The sequence below is a fragment of the Nitrospirota bacterium genome (assembly GCA_026387665.1).
Lineage (GTDB): Bacteria > Nitrospirota > Nitrospiria > Nitrospirales > Nitrospiraceae > Palsa-1315.
Genome location: JAPLLG010000006.1, coordinates 21,994 through 39,716 on the forward strand (window position 1 = coordinate 21,994; position 17,723 = coordinate 39,716).

Annotated in this window: 15 protein-coding genes; 2 read left to right on the top strand and 13 right to left on the bottom strand. The window is 58.6% G+C overall.

What is annotated here, in order from left to right; all coding sequences use genetic code 11:
* Window positions 1-86: 86 nt before the first annotated feature.
* The 6 genes from NT179_03990 to NT179_04015 all read right to left on the bottom strand — a co-directional run bounded on the left by NT179_03990 (window position 87) and on the right by NT179_04015 (window position 7,973).
* Window positions 87-449 carry a PilZ domain-containing protein gene (locus NT179_03990; protein ID MCX5721178.1) on the bottom strand — a complete coding sequence of 121 codons (363 nt, stop codon included), beginning with the start codon at window positions 447-449 and terminating at the stop codon, window positions 87-89.
* A gap of 27 nt (window positions 450-476) precedes the next feature.
* On the bottom strand, window positions 477-1,928 hold the full coding sequence (locus NT179_03995) for an RtcB family protein (protein ID MCX5721179.1): 1,452 nt from the start codon (window positions 1,926-1,928) through the stop codon (window positions 477-479).
* Window positions 1,925-2,359 carry an archease gene (locus NT179_04000; GenBank protein ID MCX5721180.1) on the bottom strand — a complete coding sequence of 145 codons (435 nt, stop codon included), beginning with the start codon at window positions 2,357-2,359 and terminating at the stop codon, window positions 1,925-1,927. Before NT179_04000 ends, NT179_03995 begins: the two co-directional genes overlap by 4 nt.
* 4 nt (window positions 2,360-2,363) lie before the next feature.
* A complete protein-coding gene (locus NT179_04005; GenBank protein MCX5721181.1) occupies window positions 2,364-3,317 on the bottom strand; it encodes a succinate dehydrogenase/fumarate reductase iron-sulfur subunit in 954 nt (317 codons plus the stop codon).
* Between the two features lie 86 nt (window positions 3,318-3,403).
* Window positions 3,404-4,549, bottom strand: coding sequence for a Xaa-Pro peptidase family protein (locus NT179_04010; protein ID MCX5721182.1), 1,146 nt, complete (start codon window positions 4,547-4,549; stop codon window positions 3,404-3,406).
* A gap of 40 nt (window positions 4,550-4,589) precedes the next feature.
* On the bottom strand, window positions 4,590-7,973 hold the full coding sequence (locus NT179_04015; protein MCX5721183.1) for an AsmA-like C-terminal domain-containing protein: 3,384 nt from the start codon (window positions 7,971-7,973) through the stop codon (window positions 4,590-4,592).
* Between the two features lie 200 nt (window positions 7,974-8,173).
* On the opposite strand from NT179_04015, the gene NT179_04020 reads away from it, so the two are divergent.
* Window positions 8,174-9,460 carry an MFS transporter gene (locus tag NT179_04020; protein MCX5721184.1) on the top strand — a complete coding sequence of 429 codons (1,287 nt, stop codon included), beginning with the start codon at window positions 8,174-8,176 and terminating at the stop codon, window positions 9,458-9,460.
* A gap of 133 nt (window positions 9,461-9,593) precedes the next feature.
* On the top strand, window positions 9,594-10,115 hold the full coding sequence (locus NT179_04025) for a peptidylprolyl isomerase (GenBank protein ID MCX5721185.1): 522 nt from the start codon (window positions 9,594-9,596) through the stop codon (window positions 10,113-10,115).
* 237 nt (window positions 10,116-10,352) lie between these two features.
* Here NT179_04025 and NT179_04030 read toward each other — a convergent pair whose 3' ends face one another.
* The 7 genes from NT179_04030 to NT179_04060 all read right to left on the bottom strand — a co-directional run bounded on the left by NT179_04030 (window position 10,353) and on the right by NT179_04060 (window position 17,698).
* Entirely contained in the window at window positions 10,353-11,156 is an 804-nt protein-coding gene (locus tag NT179_04030; GenBank protein MCX5721186.1) for a hypothetical protein, read from the bottom strand.
* Between the two features lie 310 nt (window positions 11,157-11,466).
* The gene (gene amrB, locus NT179_04035) at window positions 11,467-12,711 is read right to left on the bottom strand and encodes an AmmeMemoRadiSam system protein B (protein ID MCX5721187.1); all 1,245 of its coding nucleotides are present in this window, start codon (window positions 12,709-12,711) and stop codon (window positions 11,467-11,469) included.
* Between the two features lie 124 nt (window positions 12,712-12,835).
* Window positions 12,836-13,588 (bottom strand): hypothetical protein, encoded by a 753-nt coding sequence (locus NT179_04040; GenBank protein MCX5721188.1) that lies wholly within the window; start codon window positions 13,586-13,588, stop codon window positions 12,836-12,838.
* A 6-nt stretch (window positions 13,589-13,594) separates the two neighbouring features.
* A complete protein-coding gene (locus NT179_04045; protein ID MCX5721189.1) occupies window positions 13,595-14,422 on the bottom strand; it encodes a hypothetical protein in 828 nt (275 codons plus the stop codon).
* A gap of 117 nt (window positions 14,423-14,539) precedes the next feature.
* Window positions 14,540-15,190 carry a hypothetical protein gene (locus tag NT179_04050; protein ID MCX5721190.1) on the bottom strand — a complete coding sequence of 217 codons (651 nt, stop codon included), beginning with the start codon at window positions 15,188-15,190 and terminating at the stop codon, window positions 14,540-14,542.
* Complete coding sequence (locus NT179_04055; protein MCX5721191.1) at window positions 15,187-16,566, bottom strand: fibronectin type III domain-containing protein; 1,380 nt, start codon at window positions 16,564-16,566, stop codon at window positions 15,187-15,189. The genes NT179_04050 and NT179_04055 overlap by 4 nt, the downstream gene beginning before the upstream one ends.
* Before the next feature lie 4 nt (window positions 16,567-16,570).
* A complete protein-coding gene (locus NT179_04060) occupies window positions 16,571-17,698 on the bottom strand; it encodes a hypothetical protein (protein ID MCX5721192.1) in 1,128 nt (375 codons plus the stop codon).
* Between the last annotated feature and the right edge of the window lie 25 nt (window positions 17,699-17,723).

Sequence of the window (17,723 nt, forward strand, 5' to 3'; positions counted from 1 at the left end):
CTGATGGCGCAGGGGGTAGGGGGGGACATGACTGGCCTGACGGAACGACAATGTGGAGGGAGGGCGAAGCAGAATTGCTCCACCGATTACGAACCGGCTTGCGCTTTCTGTGCGTCTTGCGCCTCTCGCTGGTAGGGCTCCATTTCGATCCGCTTGACGACTTCCTGGAGGCGAACCCATTCCTCCGGCGCCAGCGTCACAAATTCCAGTCCAAACTGAGGGGGCCGACTCCAGCGGACAACCGCCTGCCGAGCCTGGATCGGAAGCTCGTCACCATCCACCTGAATGCGAACGTCCAGCGTCGTGCCGGGCGCTACCTCCATGCCGCTCTCGATGCGGCAGCCACGAATCGACAGGTCAAGAACCGCCCCCTCACCGCTCACCAGATTGGCCGAAGAAAATGTGCTCTTAAATCGAACGGGGAAACGGGGACATTGTCGTTGATCCATCGAGGCTCCTTGAAACAGCGGTGAGTGCTAGCCCTTAATATTGCCAATCGGTCGTAACTGCGCCACCTTTTTTGTAATTCCCGCACGATCGACCGACTGCACCACTTCAGATATGTCTTTGTAGGCTACGCCTGCCTCCTCCGCGAGGCCCGACATCGACACGGCCTTGACCAGAATGCCGCGCTGCTTCATCTGTTGCTGCAGCTGCGCGCCGCGCACCGTTCGCTTCGCTTGCGCGCGGGACATCGTGCGCCCGGCCCCGTGCATCGTCGATCCGAATGTGTCGCGCACCGCTTGATCCGTCCCCACCAGCAAGTAGGAGCCGGTCTCCATCGAGCCGCCGCAGATGACCGGCTGGCCGGTCGTGCGAAACACTTCCGGCAGTTCAGGGCTCCCCGGCCCAAAAGCTCTGGTGGCTCCCTTGCGATGCACCACCAATTCCCCTTCCGGATACCGTTCGACCTTGGCGATGTTATGCGCCACGTCATACACCAATTCCATCCCCAAGGATTCGGCAGACCGGCCGAAGACCGTCGCAAAGACTTCGCGAATCTGATGGGTGATGACTTGGCGATTGGCAAAGGCCGTGTTCGCGGCGCAGTTCATGGCGGAAAAATACTCCTGTCCCTCGGGAGAGCGAAACGGCGCGCAGGCCAGCTGCTGGTCCTTCACCGTGATGCCGTAACGGCCCATGCACTTTTCAAAGACCTTGAGATAGTCGCTCGCCACCTGATGGCCGAACCCCCGCGAGCCGCAATGCACCATCACGACGATCTGCTCATGGCCGGTGATGCCAAGCGCCGCCGCCGTGACCGGATCGAAGATCCCCTCGTTCGACACCACCTGAACTTCGAGATAATGGTTGCCGGACCCCAGGGTCCCCAGCTGATTGATCCCTCGCTTGATCGCATGGTCGGTCACAAGCGACGGATCCGCCCCCTCAATACAGCCGCCTTCTTCCATGCGCACGAGATCCCGATGCCACCCGTATCCCCGCTCCACGCACCACTTGGCCCCATGGGTCATCACGCGACTGAATTCCTCCCCCGAGAGCCTGACGAACCCGCTCGCTCCGACGCCGGCCGGCACCGCCCGGAAAAGTTCCGTCATAAGCCGTTCCAGGTGAGGCTGCACATCCGCCAGCGTCAAATCCGTCCGAATCAGTCTCATGCCGCAATTGATATCGTAGCCCACGCCGCCTGGGGAAATGATGCCGTCCCGCGCATCGAAAGCCGCGACCCCTCCGATCGGAAATCCATAGCCCCAATGCCCGTCCGGCATACAGAGCGCATAGCGGCGGATACCGGGCAGGCAAGCGACATTGGTCACCTGCTCGAAGACCCCGGAATCCATCGATTGCAAAATCCCCCTGGTCGCATAGATCCTGGCCGGCACCAACATGCCGGGCTTTTCAGACGCGGGAATTTCCCAGATCTCGTCCGTAATCCGATTGACTGTCATCTTTGTATTTAGCTTCATACGTCTAGCACCACCAGCGCCTTCCAACGACCGCCCTCTAGGCCCACGCGATACAAATGCTTCGTGATCCCTTTCACATCGGCATGGAGCTCTTGCGTCTGCTGATCCACCGGCGCGCCGATCAGTTTCGCTCGCAACAACCAGAGATCTCCCTCATGCGTCAGCGTCAACGGCGCCTCCCGGAACACCACCCCCGCCGCATCTTTCCAATAAACAATCTCCGACAACCAGTCGAACAAAAGTTCCGACGGGTCCTCATCGCACCGCTCGATGGCGCGCTCCCATCCTTCACCCACCGTCGCAGGGTTCGCCATGCTCTCGATGAGAGCCTGGGTTGCGGCGCGAAAGACTTCCTCGACCGACTCCCCTTCCGCTTCGAAGGCGACATCGGCCATGGCAATCTCTTCAAGAAAACGAAAGGTCCAAGCCATAGAGTCAGACCGGCGGCAGCGCACGTTTCGCTCGTCGAATCAGGTCCTTGAGGTGGCCGAGGCCAGGGAATGCATGACCGAGAGGATTCGGCATTTTCCCCTTGAGGAACATCTTGATGCCCAGAGGCAGGATATGGAGCAAGCCCCTCGGCGCGAGCCCCACCACTTTCAGCGGCATGAGCGCTTCGTTCAAACGCCCCTGCTGCTCGACCAATGAGGCAAAGCCGAGGATATGGCGCGCGCCGCCGGTCGTGGTCATCCCTCGTTCGAGCGAGGCCCGCCGCAAACGAATGATCGCCTCCATCGGCTGCACGTCTTTCGGACAGACTTCGACGCAAAAATTACAGCGCGTGCAGTCCCAGATCCCATGCTCGCCTTGGAGCGCCGACAACCGGGCCTTCGTCGAAGCGCGAGCCTCTCGTGGATCGGAAAGAAACCGATCGGCCTTCGCCAAGGCGGCAGGACCGGCAAACCCCTTCGAGACTTCATGCACGGTGCAAGCGGCCACACAGGCGCCGCACATAATGCAAGCATCCACATTGTGAAACTGCGGATGGGAATGGACCCCGCCCTCCCTGCGTAAGGAACTGCCTGGCGAGAGCCAGGGCTGCACATCGCGGATCTTCCGCCAGAAGGGCGCCATATCCACGACTAGATCCTTGATCACGGGAAAGTTACGCAAGGGCGCGACCGTGATCTGCCCATGCCGTTCAAGTTCTTTGCGGAGGGAGGTGCGGCAGGCCAGTTTCTCGCTGCCATTGATCGTCATCGCACAGGAACCGCAAATCGCGGATCGGCAGGAATAGCGGAGGGCCAGGCTCCCATCGCACTCCTGTTTGATACGGATGAGGGCATCGAGGACGGTCATCCCGCGCCCAACGTCGAGACGGATCTCTTGGGGATGGGACGTGGGATCGACTTCGGGGTTGAATCGTTGGATGGTGAAGGTCAGGCGCATAGGCTAGTGCTGGGTCATAAGTGCTGAGGACTGAGTCTCACTGAACGGATTGCTAAGAACTCAGCACTCAGATCTCAGCACTTCGGTCAGCCCAGTTCGAAGACCTTGGGGAAGTTCGTCAGATTGCGGCAGCCGTCTTTCGTCACGAGCACCATGTCCTCGATGCGGACGGCCCCTAGACCTGGATAGTAGAGGCCAGGCTCGACGGTCACGACATGACCTTCTTGAAGGAGTGATCCGGTGCGGCTGATACGAGGCGCTTCGTGAATATCGAGGCCGACCCCGTGGCCGGTGCCGTGGAAATAGCCCTGCATCCGTCCATCGACAAGGCCGGTCTTGTACCCGGCTTTTTCAAACCTGGTGCAAATCCCTTGATGAATGCGTTTCCCGTCAGCCCCGTCTTTGATTTTCGTAATGGCCTCTTCCTGCGCATCCAGGACCGTCTGATAGAGCCGCTTCAGTTCGGGACTCGGAGTCCCTCGCACCACGGTTCTGGACATGTCGGCGAAATACCGGTTAGAAGCCGAACGGGGGAACACATCGAAAATCACGCTACGGTGAGCAGGTAAGGGCCCGCTCCCTTCGTTGTGCGGATCGCAGGCCTGCTCTCCACCGGCGACGATGGTATGCTGGGCCACACAGTCGCTCTCCATCAAAGCCACATTAATGAACTTCTTCACTCGCTCCGCTGTCAGCGGCGCCCCCTCGAACCAGAGCTGCTCCTTGTTGATCGAAGCCTGGCGCAGCAGATCGTGCGCCGCCGCGACCGCTTGCTCGGTCGCGCGCTGGGCCGCTTCGATATGGCGCACTTCTTCGGCGGTCTTCACCACCCGCTGCTCATAGAAGGGATCTCGCTTGGGATGGAGCTGATACCCCAAGGACTGAAACTTGACGGCATGCCCGAAGGGAAAGTTGGCCGGGACCAGAATCTGCGTGATGCCGGCTTCCCGCAAGAGAATATGGACCACCTCCACCGTGCCAGGCTCGGCGATGCCCTGCGTCTTCGCGCGGCTTTCGACCTCCGAGTAGGACAGCACCCGATCGACGGACGATTGGCTCTTCGCCCGGTCCATTTCGAGATCGCTCATCACCAGAATCCGCTCCCCTTTGATCTCCAGATAGATAAAGGGGTCTGGCGCGATAAACTTCGTCGCGTAATAGAGATTGGCGTCGCTCTCGCTGGCAGCGATAAAGACCGTGGCGCGTTGGGACTGAGAATTAGATGAGGTCATAATAGGTGTGCTCGGAATCTAGCACGGGGGTGGAGGTCGGTCAAGGCGCGGCTGGCGCCGGTTCCGGCGCAGGAATCACGTCTTTACTGGCGCCCTTGCCCTCGCCCGGCGTAATGAGATCGATCGGCAACATCACGGTGTTCTTCAAGACGTCAAACGCGAGTTGCGCCAGCCCCGTCACGCCGCTCGCAAACGACTGCATCGGCAGGTACGTCACCTCCGGGTCCTCGATGGACCCTTTGACGGAGAACAGGGCCGTGGCCAGGCCCTTGCGCTCGCCGGCAAAAATCCGTCCGAAGAGCGGAATCGTGTTGATGAACTCCGAATAGGACCCGAACGGACTGACGGCCCAGACCATGTCGATTTGATCCGTCGACACATCGTAACTGCCTGCGGCGGTCATCTTGACGATCGGACTATCGATGATCAGGTTCTCCGTCTCGAACAGGCCATTCCTCGCCACCATCGTCGCCGTGATCTTGTTGTAGGGCAGCCCGTCTTTCTCCAAATCCACCTTCCCCTGCAACACCGCAGGCAGATTCAAAATGCTGATAATTTTCCAGAGCGCCCGCTTCTGCGATTTCAACATGCGCCCGTTCTCCAGCAGGGCTTCCACTTTACCGTTCAGCGTGGGAGCGAGCCCGTGCGGATTCCGTCCATGCCCGCTGATCGTCCCCGTCACTCGCACGTCCCCTGTCGCCAGACTCCCCTCTTTCTCGCCCAACAACTTCAGCAGATCTTCCACCCGCAAGCCCGTCGCCTGCACCGAGACCTCGGCGTCCGCCGGCTGCTTGCGCGGCAAGTGCACCACAAAGTGGCCGGCTACTTCCCCGCTGGTTGACCGGCCGGACAGACGATCCACATCCAGCACACCGTTTTGAATCGTGACCCGGGCGGAGAGATTCCCGAACTTGAGATGATGGTAATGGCCGCGCGCCATCGACACCGTGGCCTGGACCGTGCTGGTGGCTGCAAGGGTTTCGAGAAAATCTCGAATCGGCGACCGGTCGCCTTTGGGAATGAGGAGATCGATGTCCATCTGATTGGATTCGATCTTGGCCGTAATCGCCGGTTTCGCCGCCCAATTCCGGACCGTCCCTTCCATCGTAAGGTCGCTGCCAAGCAGGCGGAAGGACAACCGCTTGATCTCCGCGCCGTTCCGCACGAAGTGGACCCGCAGATACAGATCCTGGATCGGACCCTCGGCCCCCGCAGCATTCATCAAGCCATTGGTCATGGCGAGCCACCCGGTGGTCCGCCACCCATTCCAATTGAGCCCCTTCCCCTTCAAGTCCAACGACAACTCGATATTGCCCGCCTCAAAGCCGCCCTTCGCAATCCATTCCGGCACACGGGACAAAGACAGAGTCCCGGTCGACAACGAAGCATCGATGGCAAACCGTTTACCCAATTGAATCTTGCCTTTGACCGGCAGCCGGAGCGGCGGCACGACCAGCTCGATCCTGTCGAGTAAAACTCCGGCCTGCGGAACCATCCCCTCGAATTCTACGGTTGCCTGGGCGCCGACAGGCTTTTCGACCAGCCCGGCCAGCGTCACTTTCGACTCGGTCAGGACGACCTCGCCCCGCACATGCGGCGACAGGGTCGGGCCGGTCAAGACCACGGCGCCGCTCACCAACCCGTCGATCGTTTTCGCCGGAATGCTGTTCGCGGGCAGCAACCGGATCAGATGACCCGCATCACCTTTGATCCGGATCAGAAAATCCTGAAACAGGCTGGCGCTGCCACCCGTGATACCCCCGCTGACCTGCAAGGCCAGATCGCCAAAATGTCCCGTTACCTGATCGAACTTGGTCCCGCCATCCGACAGCACAAACCGCCCCTGCAAGCCGGTTAACCGCTCCGGCAACAACGCATTCGTCAGGCTGACGCCCTGCACGGCAATCTCTCCCCCGGCGAAAGTGATGCCGCCAGGCTGATTAAGCGGGCCGACCAAACGAAACGTGGGGCTGGCCATGCCTTCGACGTTGCGCGAGGAGGCTAGCGCGCGCGACAGCTGTTCCGACGTAACGGTCTTCGCGAGAAACTGCATCAAGTCTGCGGCGGCCATCGTCCCGACAATATCCATTTCCAGCCAGGGCCCCGCCTCCAGAAAGGACACAAGCGCCTTGCTCTCATTCATATGGATCGCGCCATAGAGTCCGCTCAAACTCGACACTCTGATACGGCCTGCTTCGACCGACACGACTGCGGACAAATCTTTGGCAGGGACACGACTGTCCCCGATCAACGCCTGCGCCAGACTCACACGAAACTCCCCCGTCAACGAGAGCGGAGGCCCTGCCGCCGATGACCCGGTGACCGTCGCCGACACGATCTCCACCGTCCCATCGATCTCCCGCTCCTGAATGATCGCTGGCAACTGTGGATGGACCCACTGAGCCGGCAACTGCGTAAGCAACTGGCGCAACTGGATCGGGGATGCCGCAAAGGTTACGGCAAACGTGGGCTGTGGCGTCAACAGACCGGAGAGACTCGCTTGGCCTGTGAGGGCCAGCTGTTCGAGATTCACGGAGAGATCGGACAAGAGGACATCATAGCCGGCCACGCCTGGCACGGCGCGCACGAGACTGCGCACATTCACGGCACCCTGCAACTGCTCAGGAACCGGACGAGGCCCGAAGAAGTCCGCCGCATCCCGAAGATTCACATTTGCGACGTCCAGGTTGCCGTCGAACTGGAACCGGACCTGCGAGGCGGCAGGATCGTCGGGCGCCAGGAGCTGACGCGGCGCCGTGGTAACCGTCCCGGCCAGAGATATGGCAGACGGACCCTTGTCGCTGGCATGAGCGGCAGAGATATGCAGATCCGCCTGGCCTCGCTCCGCCCTGACGACCAGTGACGCCTCCACCGACTCCAAGGCGATCGATCGAGTCCCGTCCGGACGGGCGTCATCAATAATGATCAGCTTCCCCTTGACCAGGGTGGCTTCGCGAATGCGGAAGACCCGGCTGATCGTCTGCACGGCGCCCTCATCGGCCGCGCCTCCCTGCGCCACCCCATCCAGGAAATTCCAGTGACCACTCTGATCGCGCCGGAGCGTCAAGATCGGCTCCTCGATCAGCAGCCGCTTTCCCACCACCTGTTTGCGCAGCAGAGGGAGCAAACGCAGAACCAAATCCAGCTTTTTGGCGGACAACAAGATGTCATCGGAGTTCCGATCGTGAATCGCGACCTGTGTGAGTTCCAAGCGAAGGCGGGGGAAGAGCACCAGCTTGGCGCGATGGACGTCGATCTTCCGTCCGATCCCCTCCTCCAGCTGCTGCAGAAAGAAATCTTTGAGATACTCGCCGCCGGTAAGAGAGGGCAAGACCATCAGCACGAGGATGCCGACCAGCACAATGGCACTGAGAATGATGATACGGCGAGTTCGAACCAACTCCTGCTCCCTAAGATCGGCCATGCGGGGGGAATAAACCGCATCGAGTCTGCGGGTAAGGCATCTTACCGAATCACCTGTATGAAATCTACTAAGCCTGCGTCATGACAGGGAAATCCCCGCGTCGCCCCTTTCACTTTCAATAGATGAGGAAACCGCCTGAACCAGCTATAATCCGGCACCGACATGCCCATGCTCCTACACAGACCGCACAACCCAATTCTGTGAACCACCCGACAACTCGCCCATCCCGAATACGCTGGCTCATCCTCTCGCTGCTCTTTTTCGTCAGCGTCGTCACCTATATCGACCGAGTCAACATTTCCGTCACCGCGCGGCAGATGATGCCGGCCTACGGAATTACCGACCAGCAGATGGGTTGGATCTTCTCGGCCTTCGTCATCGGCTATGCCCTCTTCCAGATTCCCGGTGGCTGGCTGGCGGATCGCTGGGGCGCGAGAGTCGTGCTCACCGGCGCGCTCCTCTGGTGGTCGATCTGTACCGCCTTCACCGCCATGGTCGCCGCCTCCTGGCTCACGGGCCTCGTCGGAACGGTCGGCGCCCTGATGCTCGTGCGGTTCTGCCTGGGGCTTGGAGAAGCCGTGGCCCTGCCGACCTTCAATCGCGCCGTCACCAATTGGTTCCCGGCTCACGCGCGCGGCTTCGGCATCGGCGTCGCAATCGGCGGCATCGGATTAGGCTCTGCCATGACCCCGCCTATTGCCGCCTGGGTCATGGTGAACTGGGGCTGGCAAACCGTCTTCTATCTGGCCAGTCTGCTCGGACTCGGGATGGGGCTCCTCTGGTGGCTCCTCTCGCGCAACCATCCCCACGAACATCCCTGGGTGAATGAAGGAGAACAGGCTCTTCTTCAACGTGAGCCATCCACCATCATCGCTGTGCCCTGGCGGACATTCAGACAGACCCCCACCGTCTGGTGGCTGGTGCTCAGCTACAGTTGCCTCGGCTATGTCGCCTACGTCTATCTGTCCTGGTTCTACTTGTATCTGGTGAATGTTCGAGGATTCGATGTGCTCCGTGGCGGAATCTATGCCTCCGCCCCCTTTCTGGCCATGTTGGTCATGTGTCCCCTGGGGGGCTGGGTGACCGATCGACTCGCAGCCAACTATGGACTCACCACAGGACGAGCCGTGGCCGGCATGACCGGCATGGTCCTGGCTGGGGTCTCGATTGCCCTGGGGGCCCTCATCGAATCTCCCTTCCTGGCGATCACCTGTCTGTCATTCGGCGCAGGCTGGCTCTACTTTGCCATCGGCGCCTACTGGGCCTCGACGACCGATCTGTCCAAGGCCCATGCCGGCACCCTGTCAGGGCTCATGAACACCGGCGCCAATATCGGCGGGACGATTTCCCCGACCCTGACTCCCTGGCTGGCCCATCACTGGGGTTGGCCTGTTTCGTTAGGGGTTGCTGCAGCCATCGCCATCCTGGGCGGCCTTCTCTGGCTCAAGATCGATCCTGGCAAAGGGCTGGCACAAGAAAAGTGCTGAGTTCTGAGTACTGAGCGCGGATTGATGGGAATCAACGGAAAACATGTTACTCACTCAGCACTCATTTCTCAGCACTCAGCACTTCCTCGGAGGCCTTGCCTCCGAAGGAAAGCCCCTGCTACATTCATCTCCCATGACTATGCAATTCCAGAAAATCGATCCTCGCGTCACCATTACGACGCCTTTCGGTGAGATCAAGATTCGCTTCTATCCGGATGACGCGCCGCGCCATGTCGAGAACTTCATCAAGCTCGTCAAAATGGGGTTCTATAATGGCACCACCTTCCATCGCGTCGTCCCAGGATTCATCATTCAGGGCGGCGATCCGCTGAGCAAGAGCCCGGACCGCTCCCTGCACGGATCCGGCAGTCCCGGCTACTGGCTGAATCCGGAGACCAGCGATCGGCCTCATAAGCGGGGCGCCCTCGCGATGGCCAAGGTGCCACGGGAGAGCAACAGTACGAGGGATTTCAACGACAGCGGATCCCAATTTTATATCAGTGTTGCGGATAATAGCGGGCTGGACCGCACTTACACGGTGTTCGGCGAGGTCTTTCGGGGCATGGATGTCGTGGACAAGATCGTCGCCGCAGTCCGGGACGACTGCGACAATCCCCTGGAGCCGATTCCTATGACCATGACGGTTAAAGAGTAGCGACGGGCAGCCTGGTCGTCCTCCTGCTCGCGGAACGCGCACACTCGGAAGGTGCTCGTTCGACGCGCGCAATCGAGGATCGACCAGGCTGCCCTTAAAAATGAAGTGGGAAATTGAGATGCGGCGTGCAGTGGGGACTACTCAGCCACTCTGCCCCGAGGAAGCGAAGCGTACACCATTTAGAAGGGTACTGTCGGCGCACTGCCTGCAGCAAAGGTGCGTGAGCGCTAGCAAGCGCTATTTTTTGATAACTTCCACGAAGCTTTCTTCCTTGTTAAGATATTTGTCGACCAACGCGACAAAGTTGCTGAATCTGTCCTGACTTGGAGCATCGAATATGAGGGCAATCACATTCCGTTGATGTTGAAGATGCCTAGCAAGCTGACCAAACAGCCGATCATATTCACTTAATTGTGGATCTTTTTTCGTTTCGATCGAGTGTTTCCCATTCACAAGCAAATCAACATTACTCTCCCCGAACTCTTCATCTACCCGATACCCGAGAGACTTTAAATGCGCCCTTAGTTCTATCTTGTATTCCCCTTCGCTATTTCTCCGCCGTCCTGGGGACCACAAACGAATATCGCGCAAGACTCTCTCAAACTCAGCATCTTTTCTTTCAGTTTTCGTCTTCGCCTTCAACTCAGCAGACGATTCGTTGATGTACCGCAATACCTCGTCATAACTAGTAACATTGTCTTCCTTGACCCATTCCTGAAATTTCGATGGGAGATCAGACCATTTCATGTAGTGAGGCTGTTTGTTCAGCCCTGTTATTGAAGGTGTCAGCCTTCGATGTATCCAGTCTGAGGAGTTAGGCAGCTCTTTCAGATCCAATGCTAAGTCGCCATATTGCCGCATTATCTTTTCTCTTGGAGTTCTTTCGCGACTCCATTTATTGGCTTGATCTCCACAGTCTTTTTGCAATTCAGTATATGCATCCCTGCCATACAAAATACCTAGTTGGCCTTTCGGAATCTTGGCAAATCTCAAGAAATCGTCTCTTAATGGGATACCTTGGTGGCTATCCTTGTACTCCATATATTTCTGCTTGCAATATTCCTTGGTTATCATCTTAGCCACCAATTCGAGATTCGAACGACATACCCAGCATGTATTTCACACAGAACGTTCTGTTCTGCTTTCGATTGCGATTGTCCTCGCAGGCTGCCGACTTGTCAACCTGCCTCCCTGCACATAATCGATTTACATATGACTCAATGCAGGCTGCTCAAACAGACTATCCAGCAAGGCCGCAGCCGAAGAACAGGCCGCAGGCGTACCCTCTGGGGTACGTTGAGGACCTGTTCGAGGCGAGAACGCAGCTGGGAGTCTGTTTCAGCAGCCGAAGCTAGAAGAACGCCATGCTGGCGTACGTGACAGTCGAGTTATATTGGTCGGTGATCCCGCGGTCATAGCGTAGGACTTGCCCGCTCTCCGCATCGATCAACCGCAACAGGGAATAGATGGGTGAGAAGCCGGAGATCCGGCGCTGGTCCTGCTCTTTTCTGATGTAGTTGGCGAACTCTTCCGGCTGTCGCTCCTCCACCGGCTTCAGCATCTCCAGGTCGAACTGCATGCAGCGGTGAAAGGAGAAGTCCGTCGGGGGCGCCTTGTCTCCGTATCTCATACCTAAATGGGCCAGCTCTCCCGCTGCGATCACGCAATAGGCCCTGCCGGATTGCGCAAGCACCTCTCGCAGACCGGTCAAGAACTGGTCGACCGATTGGCGCACGGTCGGATCCCCCAGGCTCGCAGCGGAGAAGGCACTCAAGATCGGCACGATGGTAAAGGGCTTCTTGCGCCCCACGATGTCCTGAAGAAACGGAAGTTGAAACTCCACCGCCTGCTCCGCCTGGTGGCAGAGATCCTCTTCGAAGAAGACCGGGAGCTTGGCCTTGAGCTGACTCAGGATCGGCTGGTCGGCGGACACAACCCCGAACGGCGTCTCGAAATCTTTATCCGTCACGGCAAAGACATGGTCCAGTCCGGCAGACGCAGTCCCGATGATGACGAAGAGATCCGGCTGCTCCGCTTCTTGGAGTTCTTTATAGGCCCAGGCATAGATCGGCCCTGCTTGCTTCAAATCATAGGTCGGGGCAACGAGACCCTTGATCTTTTTTCCCGCATTCTCCGACGGTTTGAAGTCCGGCCCTTCTTCTGACGTAAAGAATCCGTCGATCTGCTTCTTCAGCTTGGCACTGTCTGCTTCATAGCCCCGCCCTGCATGGGCCGCGCGACGCAGCGGGCTCTGCCGATAGGCCTCCCGAGCCAGCCGCCCTGCCTCCTCGGCACGCTGACCCTCCAGGAATAGTTTCTCATTCAAATCGACGACCAGCTGATCCATCTTGCTGGGCACGAGAAATTCACCGAATCGTTTGAGGTAGAGCGCCCCGATCTCCGCCAGCGAATGTTCGCCGTCGAAATGCTGAATGATGAAAAAGTAGTTGAGCGGCAGCACGAGCTTTTCTTTGCTCAAACCCGTCGGGTCCCACAGGACCATGAACTGCTCCTCGCCTTCTCTGATTGGCGAGAATTGCAGATTGCGAAGAGCGGGATACTGTTTGGGGTCTTTTGCGGTGCTGGTAGTAGTCATAGGGCTCCTTGATTGGAGCGCCATTGTATCGAAGGGATTACGCTCGCTGCAACCGGTGATCCGGTCTATCTGGTTGGTCTCGTTAGACCAGAAAGACCAAACAGACCGGATAGACCAAAGAGACCTACTCTTCTTCCGGCTTGTGGATACCGGAACGGCGAGCCATCACCACCAGGGTGAGGATGGTCAAACCCAGGAGCCAGAGGCTCGGCCTGCCATAGGAAGAATCGGTGAACTCGATGAGGTCGGTTAATCGCCCGATCAGGAGCGACATACGGGCCATCACGGTATAGCCAAAGGCCGCGCCGAACGCGATCATCAGAAAGAGGATGCCAGTCCTGGCCACGACCTTGCCTGGCCCCGTATGTTCGACGGAGAAGAAAAAGTAAAACAGCACGGAGCTGACCCCGATCAGGATGATGATGGCATTGAGACTGCTGGCAGGGTTGAGGAGGTTCCAGGTAAACGAGAGCCCCTCGCCCGGCACCATTATCAGGAGGGGACGCACCGTATCTTCGATCTGCTTCAGGATGTAGGAGGAAATTACCCGAGGGATGGCCAGGCCGGACCCGACGCCCACAATAAAAGCGAACGCATAGCGCGAGAGCCAGGCGGCTTTCGGCACATAGCGCGTGAGCATGAGCATCCCGATGGCGACGGGGATCAAGAGGGCCCATTCCCCGTTCTTGACGATCGGATTCCAGATGAGATGCACGATCACCGTGTCGTAGGTCTTGACGATCGTATAGCCGACCGACACGCCGACATAGAGATTCTCCGCCAGCTTGAACAGCGGATTATCCTTATAGAGGAACGAAAAGATAAAGAGGGTCAACCCCGTCGCTACCCAGGCCCCGATGATGATTTCAATCGGCATAGATCCTCACAGTCCCGAGTGGCCCTGTTGCTTAGACTGCCTACGCAGCGAAAAGTAAAACAGATTGCAAAGGATCACCAACACGATGATGGCGAGATGGGTAGCAGATTGGGCATCCATGCCGGCAATGGCCTTCCCCTTCTGGCCGATCAGGGTTTCGTATTCCGCTGCGCCGCGCAGACCGCCAATGAGTCCGTTGATCTGACCGCTCCGTAGCAGAGGATACAGGCCTGGTGCCATCACGCCGGTGCAGCCTCCGCCGAGCTCGAACTTGTACTTGTCCTTGCCGAACACATACCAGGCCTCCACGCCGGGATTGCCTGCGCCCAGACTGACGGCATAGTTCACATCGCGCAGGTTGGCGACACCCTGGAGCACTGGCAAACCCTTCGTCGGTTTGCCGTTGTAGTCTGCCGGAAAGGCCCCATAGAGGTCCTGCCCCATGTTCATGATGACGGCGGTTCCGCCTGGACTCCAGCCGAGGAACACATAATCCTTCCCATTCTCTTTGCCCATCTCGCGGGCGACCTGCGTCACGACCTGGTCCGCCATCCCGGTGCCGGAGACCCAGAGAGTCATCGCGATCACGCGGAGGTTTTTTCGAAAAGCATGACGCAGCAGGGAGATCGATTGGGGATGGAGTTCCGGCTTCGAGGCAGGATCGAAATCCAGCGAGAGCAGAAACACCGACCCCTCTGGGAGCGACTCGATATAGTCGTAGACCCCGCGCACTTCCGGCGAAATCTTGATCGGCAGCCCGACCGGATAGAGCAAGGGCAAGAGCGTGCAGAGGCCGATCACCAGAAAGATGATCCGCCGGTCGATCTTCAACATGCGCTCTGCGAAGGTCACGGGGCGACCTCGCAATGAGAAATGCAAAATGTAAAATGCAAAATAGGGTGAAACATACTGGATTCGATCAATTTTTCATTTTGCATTTTTAACTTTGCCTTACTCTTTCCCACCACCCAGATACGACCGCTCCATGCCGAAGATAATCTTGATGGAAAGGGCGACCGTGCCGAGGCTCACACCGATCAGGATCGCGCGCCGCACCGACGCATTCAGCACGTTCAAAATCCATTGGGACAGGTCGCCGCTGAGCGGGATGAGATATTCTCCAAGCGGCACGCGGCCCATCATCACGATCACCGCCGCAATGAGCAGCACCGCTGCCTCGCGGCTCCGCGCGCGGAACGACCGGTAGGCGGCCGAGGCGATGAAGAAGGCGAGGATGGCAAACATCGTCCCCTGCAAGGGAACCATCATGAAGTTATAGATCCAGCCAAAGGAGGTCATGGCACCATCGACAGCTTCCTTACCGTTCGACCAGAGGCCCACCGCAATGGTGCCCAACATGCTCACATACAGCACGAAACTGTAGCCCCAGCCTGCTTCCTTGCGCCGGATCTTGATCGCATGGACATGGAACAGGCTGCTGACGCCCAACACCAACGCGAATCCGCCGATGATCTGGAGCCACTTGGTGACGGAAGTCAGCATCTGCTCCGAAGCCGGATGCGGTACATAATACTGTGCCGCAAACACCAGGCCTGTGATGAGCGTGATCAGGAGCGGAACCTGTCGGCGAAGAAAAATCATTTCACGTCCTTAAACACATCCAGAAACAATTGCGGCCACTGCGTATCGAGCAGCACGCCCAAAGTGGCCAGAACCGTCCCAGCTACGAGGATGCAGAGGATGAGCCCCTTGCCGATATCCTGCCCGAGCAACGTCCCGACCTGCACCGGTTCCCTGGAGAGATAGGCGCTGGCCGCGTAGAGCTCCTCCCCGATCAAGGTATAGTCGCAGGTGGTGACGAAGAACGGGAGCTGGTGATCCGAGTCCGTCCCGGCGATTTGAATCGCGCCGGTGCTTGCGCCGGTTTCCGTCAACAAGAGCGCTTCGGCAAAGTAGGCTCCCATGAAGAAATTCGCCGCAGGCTTTTTACGCAGCATGATCCCGTCCACTGCCGCGGTATAGCTGAATTGATCCGACGTAATGAAGAAATTCGAATCGTCCTTATAGAGATCAGGCTTGCCCGCTTCCAGATAGGCCTGTTTCGTAATCTCCTGGCAGACGGCCATGGTCATCGGGTCGCGATGCGGCACGAGCAGCTCCGTCTCATAGGCTGCCGTGCGTTTGGCCACCCGCCCAAGAATAACTGCCGCTGCGATCGTCGAGGGATCGCTCATGTCGTGGGCTCCGGTGAGGTACAGGATCGGCTTACCTAACTCGGTCGCACGACCAATGGCCTCATCCACGGCATCCAAGCCGGGAATACGGCGCAAAAAGATCTCTCTCGTTCTGGCCCTGCTGATCGCGTAGAACACGATGCCGCCGAACAGAAGCGCCAGCACAAGATTATTGATCTGATTCCAGTTCATCCAGTTCGGTTGCGGCGTCACCAGCACAGGCTGACCGATACCACGATCATCGCTCAAGACCGCAGCCACAGCGATACTATAGGTCGTCCCGTTCTTGAGTTCGACTCCCCGCCCGTTCCTCAGCGTGAACTGGTGCTGATCTCCCGTCGCAGGCCTCGTCCACCAGGGCCACTTGGATTCACGAACATAATGTTGATTGGCAGGAAATTCCGCCACGACCTTCATCGCAGCAGGATCAGCCGCCGTGCCCTCGCTCAGGAGGATCTGATACTTGGTCGCAGCGCTATCGTAGGGAGCGGGTGCCCAAATCACGGTCACACTGCCGCCACCATCGCTGGGAGTATCGAAGGCGCGGACATCTTGCGGAGGAGAAAGGGTCTTCTTCGTCTGGTCCTCGTACTGCGCAAACACCGGCATCCATGGCTGACTCAGCATGGCCACGAGCAGGAGCACCCAAATCTTCCATGAGACAGGATGCTCAAAACGGCTGTCCAGCAAGGCCGCAGGCGAGTCAAAACCGGAGGCGTACCCTCCAGGGTACGTTGAGGATTTCGACGAGTCGAGAACGAAGCTGGCAGACGTTTTCAGCATCCTGCTAGGCCCCTTCAATCAGCTCGATATTCGTCCGCGGAATCATAACTCTACTGCCATCGGCAAAACGGACTTCCAGCACCCGCACTTCACTTTCGGTCGGAATCTTCTGGAGATCGGAGGGCAGACTGGCGACTTCGCCGATCTTGCCGAACAGAGGATCTCGGATGATCCGCACCTGGTCGCCGATCCGGATGCCTTCCCGCTGGGGCACGGCAGCAGTGCCGTGAGAGCCCGTGATGTGTTTGGGGATGATGATCTCCGGACGAATGACCCCGGCGCGAATTTGCGTCGCGCCTGAAATGGAGGCCTGTTGGCCCGCATGGGCGGAGAGGAGCGTGAATGTTTTATCGGCCATGGGGATGGTGCCGAACCCTTCGGTGAGAATCAGGGTAAAGCCGACCTGTTCCGTGCCAGTGATGGCCACGCCAAGGTCATAGCCCAGGAGTGCGCGCAAATCCTTATCATGAATGCCGCCAATAACCAACCCCGCCACCCCCACCTCTTTCGCGCGGGCCAACCCGTCCGACGAGATGAAGGAACCTCCCACAACCACCTTGCCCTTCATGGCGTCGGTGAAGTGACGAGGCGAGAGCACTTCGTCCGGCGAGGTCACCGCGATCACGATCTCGCCCCAGGTTTCCCCGCCGATACCGAAGATCCCTTGCACCAGGCTGCAATCGGTTTCGACGACGACCCCTTGCTGAGGGATCACCTCGACGATGAGCCCGTCTACATAGCCCAGCAACTCCAGCACCCGTGGCGGCTCCCGCAACAGGACCTGCCCTGTGATGGTCGAGACGGATTCCACGACGCCGGTGATAGGCGAGAGGACTTCCGTCTTGAACCATTTGATGAGGGGTTTATTCTCCGCCAGGATCTCGTCCTTCTGCACCGAATCGCCCGCCTTCTTGATCAAATACTCGTTGATCTCATCCGGCGCCACGCCCAACTGGTTGGCCAGGTTCAGGGGATAGACCTTCCCGGGCAATTCCGCACGAGCCACCGCCTGATTCGCGCGCACAGTTTCCCCGGTCGCAACCAGCACGGTGCCTGGCAAAGACAACATCCGTCGACGACGGACCGTGGTCTGTTCTGTGACGGTTAAGCCTGGGGTGTAAGAATGGGCCATGTTAACAACAGTGCTGAGTGCTGGG

Excerpts from the sequence above, each read along its gene's own strand:
- NT179_04030 (MCX5721186.1), bottom strand. The coding sequence starts at position 11,156 with ATGGAGTACAAGGATAGCCACCAAGGTATCCCATTAAGAGACGATTTC.
- NT179_04050 (MCX5721190.1), bottom strand. The coding sequence starts at position 15,190 with ATGATTTTTCTTCGCCGACAGGTTCCGCTCCTGATCACGCTCATCACA.
- NT179_04040 (MCX5721188.1), bottom strand. The coding sequence starts at position 13,588 with ATGCCGATTGAAATCATCATCGGGGCCTGGGTAGCGACGGGGTTGACC.
- NT179_04055 (MCX5721191.1), bottom strand. The coding sequence starts at position 16,566 with ATGCTGAAAACGTCTGCCAGCTTCGTTCTCGACTCGTCGAAATCCTCA.
- NT179_04005 (MCX5721181.1), bottom strand. The coding sequence starts at position 3,317 with ATGCGCCTGACCTTCACCATCCAACGATTCAACCCCGAAGTCGATCCC.
- NT179_04000 (MCX5721180.1), bottom strand. The coding sequence starts at position 2,359 with ATGGCTTGGACCTTTCGTTTTCTTGAAGAGATTGCCATGGCCGATGTC.
- NT179_04015 (MCX5721183.1), bottom strand. The coding sequence starts at position 7,973 with ATGGCCGATCTTAGGGAGCAGGAGTTGGTTCGAACTCGCCGTATCATC.
- NT179_04045 (MCX5721189.1), bottom strand. The coding sequence starts at position 14,422 with ATGTTGAAGATCGACCGGCGGATCATCTTTCTGGTGATCGGCCTCTGC.
- NT179_04060 (MCX5721192.1), bottom strand. The coding sequence starts at position 17,698 with ATGGCCCATTCTTACACCCCAGGCTTAACCGTCACAGAACAGACCACG.
- amrB (MCX5721187.1), bottom strand. The coding sequence starts at position 12,711 with ATGACTACTACCAGCACCGCAAAAGACCCCAAACAGTATCCCGCTCTT.
- NT179_04010 (MCX5721182.1), bottom strand. The coding sequence starts at position 4,549 with ATGACCTCATCTAATTCTCAGTCCCAACGCGCCACGGTCTTTATCGCT.
- NT179_03990 (MCX5721178.1), bottom strand. The coding sequence starts at position 449 with ATGGATCAACGACAATGTCCCCGTTTCCCCGTTCGATTTAAGAGCACA.
- NT179_04025 (MCX5721185.1), top strand. The coding sequence starts at position 9,594 with ATGACTATGCAATTCCAGAAAATCGATCCTCGCGTCACCATTACGACG.
- NT179_03995 (MCX5721179.1), bottom strand. The coding sequence starts at position 1,928 with ATGAAGCTAAATACAAAGATGACAGTCAATCGGATTACGGACGAGATC.